Source organism: Mycobacterium sp. 1081908.1 (assembly GCF_001673535.1).
Taxonomy (GTDB): domain Bacteria; phylum Actinomycetota; class Actinomycetes; order Mycobacteriales; family Mycobacteriaceae; genus Mycobacterium.
In genome coordinates this window covers 1-16,051 of sequence record NZ_LZLY01000026.1, presented here as the reverse complement: position 1 = coordinate 16,051, position 16,051 = coordinate 1, and the positions used below count along the sequence as shown (strand labels likewise).

14 protein-coding genes are annotated in these 16,051 nt (G+C 69.3%); 4 read left to right on the top strand and 10 right to left on the bottom strand.

The window, feature by feature from the left end; translation table 11 throughout:
* Positions 1-620, top strand: a 620-nt coding sequence (locus A5655_RS04600) for a transposase (RefSeq protein ID WP_067005360.1), incomplete at its 5' end; no start/stop codon positions are given.
* 306 nt (positions 621-926) lie between these two features.
* On the opposite strand, the gene A5655_RS04595 is transcribed toward A5655_RS04600, so the two are convergent.
* Positions 927-1,931, bottom strand: coding sequence for an Rv2578c family radical SAM protein (locus tag A5655_RS04595; protein WP_067006026.1), 1,005 nt, complete (start codon positions 1,929-1,931; stop codon positions 927-929).
* A gap of 52 nt (positions 1,932-1,983) precedes the next feature.
* Here A5655_RS04595 and A5655_RS04590 point away from each other — a divergent pair, with 52 nt between their 5' ends.
* The gene (locus A5655_RS04590; protein ID WP_067006024.1) at positions 1,984-2,856 is read left to right on the top strand and encodes a haloalkane dehalogenase; all 873 of its coding nucleotides are present in this window, start codon (positions 1,984-1,986) and stop codon (positions 2,854-2,856) included.
* Here A5655_RS04590 and A5655_RS04585 read toward each other — a convergent pair.
* The 5 genes from A5655_RS04585 to A5655_RS04565 all read right to left on the bottom strand — a co-directional run bounded on the left by A5655_RS04585 (position 2,853) and on the right by A5655_RS04565 (position 7,435).
* Complete coding sequence (locus tag A5655_RS04585; RefSeq protein ID WP_067006022.1) at positions 2,853-4,361, bottom strand: HNH endonuclease signature motif containing protein; 1,509 nt, start codon at positions 4,359-4,361, stop codon at positions 2,853-2,855. The genes A5655_RS04590 and A5655_RS04585 overlap by 4 nt on opposite strands.
* Positions 4,362-4,671: 310 nt before the next feature.
* A complete protein-coding gene (locus A5655_RS04580; RefSeq protein ID WP_067006020.1) occupies positions 4,672-5,148 on the bottom strand; it encodes a hypothetical protein in 477 nt (158 codons plus the stop codon).
* 8 nt (positions 5,149-5,156) lie between these two features.
* Positions 5,157-5,465: a hypothetical protein gene (locus A5655_RS04575; protein ID WP_067006019.1), complete on the bottom strand. Its 309-nt coding sequence runs from the start codon at positions 5,463-5,465 to the stop codon at positions 5,157-5,159.
* 48 nt (positions 5,466-5,513) lie between these two features.
* Complete coding sequence (gene hisS, locus A5655_RS04570; RefSeq protein ID WP_067006017.1) at positions 5,514-6,776, bottom strand: histidine--tRNA ligase; 1,263 nt, start codon at positions 6,774-6,776, stop codon at positions 5,514-5,516.
* On the bottom strand, positions 6,773-7,435 hold the full coding sequence (locus tag A5655_RS04565; RefSeq protein ID WP_067006015.1) for an MBL fold metallo-hydrolase: 663 nt from the start codon (positions 7,433-7,435) through the stop codon (positions 6,773-6,775). The genes hisS and A5655_RS04565 overlap by 4 nt, the downstream gene beginning before the upstream one ends.
* Before the next feature lie 107 nt (positions 7,436-7,542).
* Between A5655_RS04565 and A5655_RS04560 the strand changes: the two genes are divergently transcribed.
* On the top strand, positions 7,543-8,439 hold the full coding sequence (locus A5655_RS04560; protein ID WP_067006013.1) for a peptidylprolyl isomerase: 897 nt from the start codon (positions 7,543-7,545) through the stop codon (positions 8,437-8,439).
* A 72-nt stretch (positions 8,440-8,511) separates the two neighbouring features.
* Entirely contained in the window at positions 8,512-10,254 is a 1,743-nt protein-coding gene (locus A5655_RS04555; protein ID WP_067006011.1) for a protein kinase, read from the top strand.
* Here A5655_RS04555 and A5655_RS04550 read toward each other — a convergent pair.
* The 4 genes from A5655_RS04550 to secF all read right to left on the bottom strand — a co-directional run.
* Positions 10,251-12,611: a bifunctional (p)ppGpp synthetase/guanosine-3',5'-bis(diphosphate) 3'-pyrophosphohydrolase gene (locus A5655_RS04550; protein ID WP_067006028.1), complete on the bottom strand. Its 2,361-nt coding sequence runs from the start codon at positions 12,609-12,611 to the stop codon at positions 10,251-10,253. The genes A5655_RS04555 and A5655_RS04550 overlap by 4 nt on opposite strands.
* A gap of 64 nt (positions 12,612-12,675) precedes the next feature.
* Positions 12,676-13,221, bottom strand: a complete 546-nt coding sequence (locus tag A5655_RS04545; protein WP_082978472.1) for an adenine phosphoribosyltransferase — start codon at positions 13,219-13,221, stop codon at positions 12,676-12,678.
* Positions 13,203-14,861 carry an ABC transporter substrate-binding protein gene (locus A5655_RS04540; RefSeq protein WP_067006007.1) on the bottom strand — a complete coding sequence of 553 codons (1,659 nt, stop codon included), beginning with the start codon at positions 14,859-14,861 and terminating at the stop codon, positions 13,203-13,205. The genes A5655_RS04545 and A5655_RS04540 overlap by 19 nt, the downstream gene beginning before the upstream one ends.
* Positions 14,862-14,866: 5 nt before the next feature.
* A partial coding sequence (gene secF, locus A5655_RS04535) for a protein translocase subunit SecF (RefSeq protein WP_067006005.1) occupies positions 14,867-16,051 on the bottom strand: 1,185 nt, incomplete at its 5' end.

The window sequence follows — 16,051 nt, the reverse complement described above, 5'->3', positions numbered from 1 at the left end:
TCTACAGCGGTGGCAGAGCCTGGACCGGCAAACATGAGCTGTGGCTGCGCGCTCAGCGGTTCGACAATCCCGCCCTGCAGTTGGCCTACGACAGTAGCTTTGAGGCGATGCTGGTCACCCTCAATCGCCGCGAGCGCCTCGATCGCGCTATCGAACAGATGGCTGCTGATTCTGAGTTCACCCCGGTGGTGAGCAGGCTGTGCTGCCTGCGCGGAATCGCGACGTTGACCGCGTTCGGGTTGGCCGTCGAGATCGGCGACTGGCATCGGCTGACCGGCCGCGCGATCGGCGCCTATCTCGGGCTGGTGCCCAGCGAGTATTCCTCGGGGCCCAGCCGGATTCAGGGCGGGGTCACCAAGACCGGCAACAGTCATGCCCGACGACTGCTGATCGAAGCAGCCTGGCATCACCGGCCCCGCTACCGTGTGAGCGCCAAGCTGCAGCGGCGCTGGGCTGCTGCTGATCCCGCGGCCCGTGCGCGCGCCCAGCTGGCCAACCAACGCCTGCATACTCGGTGGCGCTCGTTCGATGCACGCAAGAAACGCGCCGTGGTCGCCAACACCGCGATCGCCCGCGAGCTGGCCGGATGGTGCTGGTCACTGGCCGTACTCGACGGATAGATCGCCCCACAGGCCCCGGATGAGGTCGATGAACAGGCCGGCAAGCGCCTTGGAGTGACCCGCGACTGAGCTATGAGCAATCTGCTTGCAACACAGGCGATTACGCTCGCTCCTAGACACAGCAAGCCGCTCCAACTCGAAACTCCCGTCCTGCGGTAACCAACCCGCGCATATCAGACTGACACGCGTCGAAAGACACGCTCGACCTCGACAACGACCTCATCCGGCCAACGAAAAGCGGCGGCCGCAACACACCGCGACCGCCGCTTTTCCCTGCCCACTTGACAGAACCGCTTACATATCAGCTCAAAACAGCGTCGGCTGTGGCGGTTCCGGTCGGGCGGTGGTCACGGGGACCGGGCGGGGATCGCCCCCCAGCCGGTACCTGGCGATCAGCGGCGCGGCCCGTTCGCGCAGCATGTCGCGGTAGCTCGGGGGCAGGTAGGCGCCGCGGCGGTACAGCTCGCGGTACCGGCCGACCAGCTCCGGGTGCGAGCGGGCAAGCCAGGACATGAACCAGCCGCGCGTCGAGCCGCGCAGGTGCAGGCCGAAAACCGTGACGCCCGTGGCGCCGGCCGCGGCGATCTGGCCGAGCAGCCCGTCGAGGTGCTCGACGGAGTCCGTGAGGTGCGGCAGCACGGGCGCGACCATCACGTGGCAGCCGAGGCCGGCGTCCCGGATGGCGGTGATGAGGCCGAGGCGCGCCTGGGGTGTCGGCGTTCCCGGCTCGACGTCGCGGTGCAGCTCCGGATCGGCGACGGCCAGCGAGACCGCGACCGATACCGGAACCTGTTGTGCCGCTTCGGTTATCAGTGGCAGGTCGCGCCTGAGCAGGGTGCCCTTGGTGAGGATCGACAGCGGCGTGCCGGATCCGGCGAGCGCGCCGATGATGCCCGGCATCAGCGCGTAGCGGCCCTCGGCGCGCTGGTAGGGATCGGTGTTGGTGCCCAGCGCGACCGTCTCCCGCCGCCACGACGGCCGGCGCAGCTCGCGGTTCAGGACTTCGGCGACGTTGATCTTGACCACCACCTGGGTGTCGAAGTCGGCGCCGCAGTCGAAGTCCAGGTATTCGTGGGTGGGACGCGCGAAGCAGTAGCGGCAGGCGTGCGAGCAGCCGCGGTAGCCGTTGACGGTGTAGCGGAACGGCAGCGCGGACGCGTCGGGCACCTTGTTCAGCGCCGACTTGCACAGCACCTCGTGGAAGGTGATCCCGTCGAACTGCGGGGCGCGCACGCTTCGGACGAGGCCGATCCTGGCCAGCCCCGGGAGCGCCCCGTCGTCGAGCGCGACGGCCTGACTAGCCCAGCGCATAACCTCTATTCGAACTGTTGTTCGATCCAATGTCAAGTGACAGGATGGCGCCATGGAGCTGCGATACCGGGAGATCGCCGGCAAGCGAATGGCCTACGTCGACGAGGGTCAGGGTGATGCCATCGTCTTTCAGCACGGCAACCCGACGTCGTCCTATCTGTGGCGCAATGTCATGCCGCATCTGGAAGGGCTGGGCCGCCTGGTGGCGTGCGACCTCATCGGCATGGGCGCGTCGGACAAACTCAGCCCGTCGGGTCCCGATCGCTACAACTACGCCGAGCAACGCGAGTTCCTGTTCGCGCTCTGGGACGCGCTCGACCTCGGCGACAGGGTTGTCCTCGTGCTGCACGACTGGGGCTCCGCGCTGGGCTTCGACTGGGCCAACCAGCATCGCGACCGCGTGCAGGGGATCGCGTTCATGGAGGCGATCGTCACCCCGATGACATGGGACGATTGGCATCCCAGCGTGCGCGGTGTCTTCCAGGGGTTCCGGTCGCCGGAGGGTGAGCGGATGGTGTTGGAGCAGAACATGTTTGTCGAAGCGGTGCTGCCCGGCGCCATCCTGCGGAAACTTTCCGACGAGGAGATGGACCATTACCGGCGGCCGTTCGTCAACCCCGGCGAGGACCGGCGACCGACCCTCTCGTGGCCGCGCAACATACCCATCGACGGCGAGCCGGCCGAGGTTGTCGCCATCGTCGACGAGTACCGCTGCTGGCTCGAAACAGGTGACGTCCCAAAGCTGTTCGTCAACGCCGAGCCCGGCGCCATCATCACCGGGCGCATCCGCGATTACGTCCGGACGTGGGCCAACCTCAGCGAAGTCACGGTCCCCGGCGCGCATTTCATCCAGGAGGACAGCCCCGACGAGATCGGTTCGGCCGTAGCGGAATTCGTCCGGCAACTGCGGTCTGCCGGCGCCTAGAAGGGTGGCGGATCGTCGTCGTCGGGGGGCGGGGCGGGCCCAAAATAGTCGGGAATTTCGGCTTTTCGGGCCAAGCGAGCCTCGCGGTTGTGTCGGCGTTCGGAGGCGACGCGGTAGGCGCGCTCCTGGGCGCGGGTTCGGCGGCGTTTGGGCATCATCGCCGTGCGCTGGCCGCAGCGGTCGGCGACCACCGCCGCCATGGGCGCCTCGCCGGTGGGCGCGCACAAGCCGGGGAACAGCAAGGCGCTGCCGGGGGTGCTGACGTAGGTGTGCCCGCCGGGCAGCGTCCAGACGATGCTGCCGTCGGGCAGCTGCCGGTCGCGCCACCCGCCGAACGTCTTGAGCAAATGATGAAGCCGGCACAGGCATTTCAGGTTCGACGCGCGCGTCGGGCCGCCGTCGGCGTAGGGAATCGTGTGGTCGATGTCGCACTGGATGGCCGGGCGGTCGCACCCCGGCGCCCGACACGTTAGGTCACGGCAGCGCACGAAGTCGGCCAGCGCTTTGGAAGGCACGTAACCCTTTTCGGGTGCGGTGTCGGCGGGGTGGACCAGCGGCACCTGCTTGGCCGAGCCCGCCAATTCCCGCACGACTTCGGGCGGGATGAGGCCGTCGGCGCTGACCTCGGAAGCCGGCGCGGTGCCGGTGCCGTCGAGGGTGGCCTGCTCGGCGACCACATGGATCACCACCGGACCGGCCGCCGGGCGCTTCCCGGCGGCGCAATCGGAACGGCCACAGCGGCAGCCCAGCCGATCCGCCCCGCCCGCCAGCGCGCCCAGCGCGTCAGCGCGGCGCTGCTCACGGGTGCGCGGATCGTGCGCACACACGGTGGCCGCCAACGCATTCAGCCGCTTCTCCAAGGCGTGGGCGTCCGGGGTAAGCAGGCTGCCGTGGATCTCCGAGAGCCCGTCTTGGACCCGATCCTCAATCCAGATCTCCCTATCGACCTGATGCTCTTTTCGACGGCGCACCGCGTCCCGATCGGCTCTCGCAACGATCTTGTCCACCTGCCCGGCCAGCCGGCCCCGACTCATCGACGGCCAGCGCGCCACATTGGCCGCCAACTTCGCATCCACGCCCGCCAACACCTCGGGGTCTTCGATCAAATCGGTGCGATACACGATCGTCTGAAACATCCGAAAATCGATGTCGCCGGCCTTGAATACCTCGCCGACGTTGGGCATGCGCTCGCACATCGCGCGGGAGTAGTGCAACCGGCTGGCCGCGAGGGCCTGGCTGATGCGCAACGCCGCGGCCACCTCGGCGGTCACCGCCTCCATGGTGTCGATCGCCCAGTCCTCGTTCTCCGAGCACCGCGACAATCGATACCTGAACAACTCGTGGATCGCGGACAGCTGCGCGGCGGCCTCGCGGTTCTCGGCCCGCGAGGCCGCACAGATCCGATCCACCATCACCGCCGACTCGGGCGTCTTCGACGGATAACGCCGCTCGATCATCTCGTCAAACCGGGCGATCACCTCGGCACGAGCACGTTTATCGAACATGTGTTCGAGTATGCCACGGACCCCCGACAAGTCCGCCGATGCCGAGAACGGCGCCGCCGAACGTCGACGAGGCCGCCGCAGGAATCGCGCAAGGGTCAGGCAAGGCGGCTGCGGGATTCTTTGCACGAACGGCCGTCACGGGCGCGCCACCCCCGACGAGAGTCCTACCGGGTGGCCTGATCGAGCCCCAGCATGTCGTCAAAAGGAGCAACCATGAAAATCAAAATGATCGCGGCGTTGTCGATCGCGGGTGCCGCGACTGCGGCCGGCCTGGCCGCGTCCGCTGATGAGAGCTGGCCGGCGACGCTCGTCAGGCACCACAGAAGCGGCTGTTGCCATACTTCTTTGAGCACCAGATATCACCCGCGTCCGCATCGGTGAGTTCGGCATCGTTGTGGGCTAGGTGGAGGACGGTGACGCCGTCCGGGGCCACGACGAGCTCGGCCTTCCACGCGGTCTGCTCGTTGACGTCGCCGTTCAGTCCGTCGCCCCAGGCACCGATGCGCTGCTCCAATCTGATCGCGAGACCTGGGCCGTCGCCCTGCGTCCAGCGCATCGTCCACCTCTCGCCGTCGCGGGCGCTGGACCCGAGCACCATCGTCCCGGTGCCGTCGGGCGCGATCGTCATCATGCTCAGGTGTCTCTGCCAGTCTCCGACGTAGTCGCCGCGCGCCGTCTGCATCGGCGAGTTGTCCGCCGGATCGGCGTTGGCGACCGCGGCACCCGCAATGAGGGCGGCCGCCGTCGCGGTGAGGGCCGCGATCGAGCGCGCAGCAAATTTGGGCATGGCGAATGTTACAACCCGGGCAAGCAGATGGGGGCGCCGTAGCACGGCGGCGGTCCGAGCGGCTGCCGTGGAGCGTCCCCCTCCCAGACGAATTGACCCACGTTGCCCATGCCCCCGACGGGGACCCAGTACCAGTGGTGGCAGACGTTCATGTCCCAACGAACGTCCGGCATCGGCAGGGGTTTCCCGGGGCACCAGTCGTGCGGGACGGTGAAGTTGTCGGCGTGGGCGGTGCCTGCGGTCAGGGCCAGCCCCGCCACCGCTACGCCGCCCGAAAGCAGCGCCCCGGCAACCACTTTCTTCAGGGTGGTGTCCATGACCGCAATGTAATGCCGGCCGCTTGCGAAATTCTTGCGCCGGATCGGCTACCTGGCGAGTCGGGAAAGCACTTCGGCGACAACCGAATCCGTCGCGACGGACACCTGGTCACCCGAGCCGAGGTCCTTCACCCCGACGGTCCCGGACTCGAAGTCCCGGTCGCCCGCCACCAGCGCGAACCGCGCGCCGGAGCGGTCGGCCGCGCGCATCGCCCCCTTGAGCCCGCGATCGCCGTAGGCCATGTCGACGCGGACGCCGGCGGCCCGCAGCTCCCCCGCCAGGATCGCAAGCCGCAACTTCGCCGCGTCACTCAAAGGCACCCCGAACACGTCGCAGCGCGTCGTCTCCCCCACGGTCTTGCCCTCGGCGCGCAGCGCCAGCATGGTCCGGTCCACCCCCAGCCCGAAGCCGATGCCCGACAGGTCTTGCCCGCCGAGCTGGCTCATCAGGCCGTCGTAGCGCCCGCCGCCGCCGATCCCGGACTGTGCGCCCAAACCGTCGTGCACGAACTCGAACGTGGTCTTCGTGTAGTAGTCCAGCCCGCGCACCATCCGCGGGTTGATCACATACGGCACCCCGAGCGCGTCGAGATGGGCCAGCACCGTGTCGAAGTGTTGCTTGGCGCCGTCGGACAGGTGGTCGAGCAGGACCGGCGCGTCGGCCGTCATGGCCCGCACCTCGGGCCGCTTGTCGTCGAGCACCCGTAGCGGATTCAGCTGCGCGCGCCGACGCGTCTCCTCGTCGAGATCGAGGCCGAACAGGAACTCCTGCAACAGTTCCCGGTATTGCGGGCGGCAGCTCTCGTCGCCGAGGGAGGTGATCTCCAGCCGGAACCCGTCCAGGCCCAGCGAGCGGAAGCCGCCGTCGGCGATGGCGATCACCTCGGCGTCCAGCGCCGGGTCGTCGACGCCGATGGCTTCCACGCCGACCTGCTGCAGCTGGCGATAGCGGCCGGCCTGCGGGCGCTCGTAGCGGAAGAACGGTCCCGCGTAGCAGAGTTTCACCGGCAGGGCGCCGCGATCCAGGCCGTGCTGGATCACCGCGCGCACCACCCCGGCCGTGCCCTCCGGGCGCAACGTCACCGAGCGGTCGCCGCGGTCGGCGAACGTGTACATCTCCTTGGACACCACGTCGGTGGATTCGCCGACGCCGCGGGCGAACAGGGCGGTGTCCTCGAAGATGGGCAGCTCGACGTCGCCGTAGCCGGCCCGGCGGGCCGCGGCCAGCAACCCGTCGCGCACCGCGACGAACTGCGCCGAATCGGGCGGCAGGTAGTCCGGCACCCCCTTGGGGGCAGAGAACTCCGTCACCGGCTCAGGCCCTCGAGGAACGGATTGAAGCGCCGCTCCGCGCCGATGGTGGTCGAGGGGCCGTGCCCCGGCAGCACGACGGTCTTGTCGTCCAGCACCAACAGCTTGTCCATGATCGACGTCAGCAGGTCGCGGCCGCTGCCGCCGAACAGGTCGGTACGGCCCACCGAGCGCTCGAACAGCGTGTCACCGGTGAACACCAGATCTTTTTCCGACGTCACGCGGAAACACACAGACCCGCGCGTGTGCCCCGGCGTGTGATCGACGTTGACGGTCACGCTGCCCAGGTCGAGCTTGTCGCCGTCGCGGTCCAGCTCCACCACCTGCTTGGGCTCGCGGAAGAACGCACCCGCCACCAGCTGCGCGAGCCGCGGGCCGTAGCCGTGGATCGGGTCGGTCAGCATGAAGCGGTCCTCGGGATGGATGTAGGTGGGGCAACCGAAGGTGTCGGAAACCTTCTGCGCGGACCACATGTGGTCGATGTGCCCGTGGGTCAGCAGCACCGCGGCCGGGGTCAGCCGGTTCTCGTCCAGGATTCGCCGCAGCGCACCCATCGCACGCTGGCCGGGATCGACGATGATGGCGTCGGTTCCGGGCCGGTCAGCCAGCACATAGCAGTTGCACTGCAACATGCCGGCGGGGAATCCAGTGATCAACACGGTTCCCAGTTTCCCACGGGACCCGATTGACACCCGTCACCGCGCCCACATTAGCCTGGGCTGGCAATCTCGGGCCCCGACTGACCAACCATGGAGGCATTCCGGCCGTGCCGACCAATGAACAGCGACGCGCCAACGCCAAGCGCAAACTCGAACGGCAGCTCGAGAAGCGCCAGAAGCAGGCCAAGAGGCGCCGAGTCGTGGTGATAGCCAGCGGCTCGATCGCGGCGGTGGCCGTGATCGTCGCGGTGGTGATCGCGATCGTCAACACCAAGCACGAGAACAAGAGCAACACCGCGGCGCCGACCAGCACCACCGCCGCCAGCAGCGCCCCCGAGAGCACGACGCCCGGGCCGGCGCCGGCCGTTCCGCCGCTGCCGCAGTTCAAGGCGTCGGCCAACCTGGGCGCCAACTGCCAGTACCCGGCGTCGTCGGACGCGGCCGCCAAGCAGGTCAAGCCGCCGCGCACCGGTAAGGTCCCGACCGACCCGGCCCAGGTGAGCGCGAGCATGGCGACCAGTCAGGGCAACATCGGGCTGATGCTGGCCAACAACGAATCACCTTGCACGGTCAACAGTTTCGCCAGCCTCATCGGCCAGAAGTACTTCGACGGCACCAAGTGCCACCGGCTGACCACCTCGGACACGCTGGGCGTGCTGCAGTGCGGCGACCCCAAGGGTGACGGCACCGGTGGCCCCGGCTACCAATTCGCCAACGAGTACCCGACCGACCAGTACCCGCCGAACGACCCCAAGGCGCAACAGCCGGTCCTCTATCCGCGCGGCACCCTGGCGATGGCCAACGCCGGACCCGGCACCAACGGCAGCCAGTTCTTCATGGTCTACAAGGACTCCCAGCTGCCGCCGCAGTACACCGTATTCGGCACCATCCAGGCCGACGGGCTGGCCATTCTGGACAAGATCGCCAAGGCCGGCGTCGCCGGCGGCGGGGAGGACGGGGCGCCGGCCAGCGAAGTCACCATCAAGTCGCTGCTGCTCGACTAAACCGGGCGCGGCGCGGCCACAGATTACTGAGAATCCCCAGACTCACTTGCTCCACCGTTTATGGTTCGTGGAGTGAATCTGGATCCGGAATCATTCGGCCACTACCAGATAGTGGAATTGCTGGGCCGAGGCGGCATGGGCCGCGTGTACCGCGCCTACGACGAAATCACCGATCGGGTGGTCGCGCTGAAGGTGCTGCCGCCGCATCTCGCCGAGGATGACCAGTTTCAGGAACGGTTTCGGCGCGAGGCCCGCATAGCGGCAAGCCTCAACGACCCGCACGTAGTGCCCATCCACGGCTTCGGCGAGATCGACGGCCGGCTCTACGTCGACATGCGGCTGATCGAGGGCCGCGACCTGTCCCAGTACATCAACGAAAGCGGCGGGCGGCTGTCCCCCGAGCGCACGGTTTCGGTGATCGAACAGGTTGCGGCCGCGCTGGAAAGCGCGCACCGGGTGGGATTGATCCACCGCGACATCAAGCCGACGAACATCCTGGTGACCACCGCGCAGAATTTCGTCTACCTGATCGACTTCGGTCTCGCCCGCGCACAGACCGACACCGCGCTGACCAACACCGGCGCCACGATGGGCACCGTGGCGTACCTGGCGCCCGAACGCTTCAGGGGCACAACGGATCACCGCGCCGACGTATATTCGTTGGCCTGCGTGCTGTACGAGTGCCTCACCGGAAGCCGGCCCTTCCCCGGCGGCACCCTCGAGGAGCAGCTGAACGCGCACGTGAACACGCCCCCGCCGCGGGCGTCGATCATGGCACCCGACATACCGCCGGCCCTCGACGCGGTGATCGCGCGGGGGATGGCCAAGGACGTCGAGGCCCGCTACCAGTCGGTGCTCGAGCTCGCCGAGGCCGCCCGGGCGGCCCTCACCGGCGCCGGCGACGCGCCGCCCGCCGCGCCGCCCCCCGCCCCTTCGCAGGCGGCACCGGCGCCGCCCCCGCAGCCGGTCCCGGCGAAGACCTTCAACCGGCGGCTGGCCCTGGGCATCGTCGGCGGGTCGCTCGTCGCGCTGGCGGCGGTGGTGGCCCTGGTCATTTCGCTGGTGAGCCAGGGCCACGGCGCCACGAACAGCGCGGCATCGCCCACCCCGAGCCGCGCCAGGGTGCCCGCCCGGCCCGGGTCGGCCCCGGGGCCGGCCTCTGCGACAGCCGCGAGCGTGCCGCCGCTGCCGGCGTTCGCGGCCCCGCCCGACCTCGGCGCCAATTGCCAGTACCCGCCGTCGCCGGACCCGGCGAGCAAGTCCGCCTCGCTTCCGCCGTCGGGCCGGGTTGCCACCGAACCGGCCCCGATCCACGCCGTCATCTCGACCAACTTCGGCGACATGGGCGTCCAGCTCGCCAACAACGAATCCCCTTGCACCGTCAACAGTTTCATCAGCCTGGCGAAGCAGGGCTTCTACGACAACACCATCTGCGGGCGGATGATCGACGAACCGGAAGGGGGGACGCTGCTGTTCGGCGGCCCCGATCCCGACGGCGGCGGCGGCCCCGGCTACGAATTCGCCGACGAATACCCCGCCGACCAGTACAAGGCCGGTGACCCGGCGCTCAAGGACACCGTGATCTATCCGCGCGGGACCATCGCGATGGCCACCAACGGACCCAACACCAACGAGAGCCAGTTCTTCGTGGTGTTCCGGGACGCCGAGATAGAGCCGACGTCGACGGTGTTCGGCGCGGTCGACCAGGCGGGCCTGGCGACCCTCGACAAGATCGCCAAGGTGGGTGTGACCGGCAACCGCACCCGGGGCATGCCCGCGAGCACCGTGACGATCACGTCCGTGCGGGTGGGCTAGGCGGCGGAAGTCACGCGATACACGTCGTACACGCCCTCGACGTTGCGCACGACGTTGAGCAGGTGCCCCAAATGCTTGGGGTCGCCCATCTCGAAGGTGAACCGGCTGATCGCCACGCGGTCGCCCGAGGTGGTGACCGATGCGGACAGGATGTTGACCTTCTCGTCGGCCAGCACCCGCGTGATGTCCGACAGCAGCCGGTGCCGGTCGAGCGCCTCGACCTGAATGGCCACCAGGAACACCGACGACGCCGACGGCGCCCAGAGGACCTCGATGATGCGCTCGGACTGCTGTTGCAGTGACGCGGCGTTGGTGCAGTCGGTGCGGTGCACGCTGACCCCGCCGCCGCGGGTGACGAAGCCCATGATCTGGTCGCCGGGCACCGGCGTGCAGCACTTGGCCAGCTTGGTCAGCACGCCCGGCGCGCCGGGGACCGAGACGCCGACGTCGTCGCTGCTGCGCGGGCGCCGCAGCATGGTGGTCGGCGTGGAACGCTCGGCGAGTTCCTCCTCGGCCTGGTCGATGCCGCCGAGCTCGGCCAGCAGCCGCTGCACGACGTGGCGGGCCGACACATGCCCCTCACCGATCGCGGTGTAGAGCGCGGAAACGTCGGCGTAGTGCAGCTCGCGGGCCACCGCGGCCATTGACTCGCCGTTTACCAAGCGCTGCAACGGAAGTCCGCCGCGGCGCACCTCGCGCGCCATCGCGTCCTTGCCGGCCTCCAGCGCCTCCTCGCGGCGCTCCTTGGCGAACCACTGGCGGATCTTCGTCTTGGCCCGCGGGGACACCACGAACTGCTGCCAGTCCCGCGACGGGCCCGCGTTGGGCGCCTTGGACGTGAAAACCTCGACGACTTCCCCGTTTTCGAGCTTGCGTTCCAGCGCCACCAGGCGGCCGTTGACCCGCGCGCCGATGCAGCGGTGGCCGACCTCGGTGTGCACGGCGTAGGCGAAGTCCACCGGCGTCGACCCGGTCGGCAGCGTGATGACGTCGCCCTTGGGGGTGAAGACGAAGATCTCCTGGACCGCAAGGTCGTAGCGCAGCGACTCCAGGAACTCGCCGGGGTCGGCGGCCTCCCGTTGCCAGTCGAGCAGTTGGCGCATCCAGGCCATGTCGTCGATCTCGGCGGCGGCGTGCGGGTGCGGAACTCCGTTGCGGCCCTTGGCCTCCTTGTAGCGCCAGTGCGCGGCGATGCCGTACTCGGCGGTGCGGTGCATGTCGCGGGTGCGGATCTGCACCTCCAGCGGCTTGCCCTCGGGCCCGACGACGGTGGTGTGCAGCGACTGGTACACCCCGTAGCGCGGCTGGGCGATGTAGTCCTTGAACCGGCCCGCCATCGGCTGCCACAGCGAGTGGACCACGCCGACCGCGGCGTAGCAGTCCCGGATCTCGTCGCACAGGATGCGGATGCCGACCAGGTCGTGGATGTCGTCGAAGTCGCGGCCCTTGACGATCATCTTCTGGTAGATCGACCAGTAGTGCTTGGGCCGGCCCTCGACCGTCGCCTTGATCTTCGACGCGTTCAGCGTGTTGATGATCTCGTTGCGGACCACCGCCAGGTAGGTGTCGCGCGACGGCGCGCGCCCGGCGACCAGCCGCACGATCTCCTCGTACTTCTTCGGGTGCAGGATCGCGAACGACAGGTCCTCCAGCTCCCACTTGACGCTGGCCATGCCCAGCCGATGGGCAAGGGGCGCAATGACTTCCAGCGTCTCGCGGGCCTTGCGCGCCTGCTTCTCCGGTGGCAGGAAGCGCATGGTGCGCATGTTGTGCAGCCGGTCGGCGACCTTGATCACCAAGACGCGGGGGTCGCGGGCCATGGCGGTGATCATCTTGCGGATGGTCTCGCCCTCGGCGGCGCTGCCCAGCACCACCCGGTCCAGCTTGGTCACGCCGTCGACGAGGTGGCCCACCTCGTCGCCGAATTCCTCGCTCAGCGCCTCGAGCGTGTAGCCGGTGTCCTCGACGGTGTCGTGCAGCAGCGCGGCCACCAAAGTGGTGGTGTCCATTCCCAATTCGGCCAGGATGTTCGCCACGGCCAGCGGGTGGGTGATGTAGGGGTCACCGGAATGGCGCAACTGGGTGGCGTGCCGCTCGTCGGCGACCTCGAACGCCCGCTGCAGCAGCTGCAGGTTCGCCTTGGGATAGATCTCGCGGTGCACCGCCACCAGGGGCTCGAGCACCGGGTTCAGCGTGCTGCGCTGGGCGGTCATCCGCCGCGCCAGCCGGGCCCGGACCCGGCGGGAGGCGCTGCTCGACGTCTTCAGCGTCTCGGTCGGCGCCTCCGACGGCTCCACGACCGGCGTCTCGTCGATGGGCGGCGCGACGGCCTGCGTCGTGCTCTGCTCGTCCGCCACGATTGTCACCTCCGACGTCGAGGATATCTCCAAAGTGCGCTCTCCCGGCCGAGTCGAGCGTGCCCTAGGCGCGGCTCAGGCTGTACACCGTCAGCGGCGCGACCGCCTCACGACCGCCCAGCGCGACGAGTTCCACCACCACCGCGGCCGCGGTCACCCGCGCCCCGGCGCGCTCCACCAGCCGGGCGGCGGCGCCGAGGGTGCCGCCGGTGGCCAGCACGTCGTCGATGAGCACGACGTCGAGGCCGCGCAGTTCGATCCCGTCGGCCGGGATTTCCAGCGTGGCGCTGCCGTACTCCAGGTCGTACCGCTCGGCGTGCACCGGCGGCGGCAGCTTGCCGGCCTTGCGGATCGCCAGCACACCGGTGCCCAGCCGGGCGGCGACGGCCGCGGCGACCAGGAACCCGCGGGAGTCGATGCCGGCCACCAGGTCTGCGGCGGACGCGATCTCGGCCAGCGCGTCGACGACCGCGTTCATCCCGTCCCGGTCGGCGAACAGCGGGGTGAGGTCCTTGAACTGCACGCCGGGCTGCGGGAAATCGGCGACGTCACGCGTCAGCGACGCGATCAGGTCGGCCACCGGAACGCCCATCACTCGACCAGCGCCCATCGATCCATGTTCCAGCCGGCTCCCCAACGCGTCGGATTCCGGCTCACGGCGTACATCTTCTTCGACGTCAGCAGCGTGCGTTGCTGCCGGTACAGCGGCAGGGTCGGCATGTCGGCCCACAGCGGCGGGGCCGCCTGGGCCAGCAGCCGGACCCGCTCGGCCGGGTCGGCCGACACCACCAGCGCGCTGATCGCCCCGTCGACCTGGGGATTGCTGTAGCCCGACAGGTTGTTGCCGTTGCCGCTGTGCAGGGCGTAGGCGTCCATGGCCGACGAGCCGGTCGACCCGCTGCCGGTGGCCCCGCCGGTGCTGGCCACCAGCACGTCGATCTTGCCGTCGCGCAGCGCCTGGGGCCCGGAGGTGTCCAGCGGCACGCCGGTGACGGTGATGCCGGCCGGGGCGCAGGACTTGGTGATGGTGCCGACGGTGACCGCCAGCCGCGCGTTGGGCCCCTGGTAGCCGATCCGCACCGGCAGGGGCGCGCCGCCCAGCGCGTCGCGGGCGGCGGCGGGGTCGGCCTTGCCGAACGGGCCCGCCTCGGCGGCCCCCTCACCGGCCGCGATGGCGTCCTCGGTGGCCGGCTGCAGGCGGGAATTGGCGATCGCCACCCCGGCGTCGTGCGCGATCGTGTCGCGCGGCGTGCAGAACGCGAACGCGCGGCGCGCCTTGGTCTGGGCCAGCGGTCCCTGCGGCGCGAAGATCAGCTGCTCGATGCCGTCCGACGGCGACTCGGCGCGCTCGTAGTTGTCCGGGGTGGCCAGCGCGCCGGAGGAACCGGCCGCGACGTCGACGACGTCGACGCTGCGGCCGTTGACCCGGTCCTGGATGTCGGGCCCCTGCGGCCAGACGGTGATCCGCTTGGTGACCGCCTTGGGCCCCCACCAGCGGTCGTTGGCGACGAGCACCACCGCGCCGCCGTCCAGGACCCGCTCGATCTTGTACGGCCCCGACGACGGGAAGCGCTTGACGTCGACGCCCGGCTTGAGGTCCCAGCCGGTGTTCCACAGCTTCGCGATCTGCGCCACCACGGGCCCGTTGTTGCTCAGCAGCGCCGCGGTCACGTCCACGTTCAGCTGATCGGCGATCACGTGCGACGGCATGACCGAGGTCGCGGCGAACAGCTGGGCGTAGTCGACGACGGCGCGGTCGGGGGCGAAGGACACCCGGGCCTTCTTCTGGCCCGGGATGCACTCGACGTTGGCGATGTCGACGTAGCCGGCCTGGGTGGCGGCGTCGAAGCCGGGGAACCGGCCGGACTGGGCGGCCCAGGCCAGCACCAGGTCGTCGCAGGTCACCGGCTTGCCGTCGCTGTAGACCGCGTTGTCGGCGATCTGGTAGTCCAGGACCAGCGGCGAACCGCCCACGACCGAGACGGAACCGAAGTCGCGATCGGCGACCACCTGGCCGTCGGGGCCGTGATAGCCGAAGCCGGTGAGGGTGCGGGCGAAGGCCTGCGCCCCCGCCGACGCGGCGCCGACGACGGTGTTGGTGTTGTAGGTGGCCAGCGGGCCGTCGACCACGTAGTCGACGTTCGCGGCGGCGCTGCCCGAGCACCCGCTCAGCGCGAAGGCCGCCAGCAACGTCCCCGCCAACGCAGCCGCCGCGGTCCCCCTCAGGTTCCCCCGGCCGGCCCGCACCATCTGGCCTACCGCCGGCCTACGTTTCGCTTGCCGGTCGGGCGCCGGGTCCCGGTGGGGCGCACCGGGCGCGCGCCGGGAGCCGGCTTGCTCGGCGCGGCCTTGGCGGGGGTCTCGGACGTCTCGGGCGCGTCGGCGGGCTCGTCGGCGGTGGGCTCTTCGGCGGTCGACTCGGAGATCTCGACGGCCGAGTCGTCGGAGCGGGTGCGCCGCTTGAGCACCCGGCGCGTGTGGGTGCGCACCAGCTCGGTGCGCTCGCGCAGGGTGACCAGCAGCGGGGTGGCGAAGAAGATCGACGAGTAGGTGCCCACCAGGATGCCGACCAGCTGGACCAGCGCCAGGTCCTTGAGCGTGCCGACACCCAGCAGCCACACCGCGACGACCATCAGCGCCAGTACCGGCAGCACGCCGATCAGGCTGGTGTTGATCGAGCGCATGAACGTCTGGTTGATCGCCAGGTTGGCGTGCTCGGCGAAGGTGCGCCGGTTGGTGTGCTGGAAGTCGCGGGTGTTCTCCTCGACCTTGTCGAACACGATGACGGTGTCGTAGAGCGAGAAACCCAGGATGGTCAGCAGCCCGATGACCGTGGCCGGGCTGACCTCGAAGCCGATCAGCGAATACACCCCGGCGGTGACGGTCAGGTCGAAAACCATGGTGGTCAGGGCCGAGATCGCCATGTAGCGCTCGTAGCGAATGGTGATGTACAGGCTGACCAGCGCCAGGAACACCACCAGCGCGATCAGCGCCTTCTTGGTGATCTGGTCGCCCCAGGTCTCCGACACCGCCGAGTCGCTGATGGCCTGCTTGCTCGGCTTGCCGTCGTTGCCCTTGGGCTGGAAGGCGTCGAACAGGGCGTTGCGCAGCTTGGTGGTCTGGTCGTTGGTCAGCGTCTCCGAACGGATCTGCACGGTCGCCGAGGAGCCGTTGCCGACGATCACCACCGACTCGGCGTCCTTGCCGATGGTCTTCCTGAAGACCTCGGACACCTGCGCGGTCTGGGCGCTACCCCGCGGCATCGAGACGGTGGTGCCGCCCTTGAAGTCGATGCCGAAGGTGAAGCCGCGCAGCACGATGCTGACGATCGCGACCGCGACGATCGCGCCGCTGATCCCGTACCACAGCCGGCGGCGCCCGATCACCTCGAACGCGCCGGTGCCCGTGTAGAGCCGGGAAATGAAGTTGTGGTGCGGCAG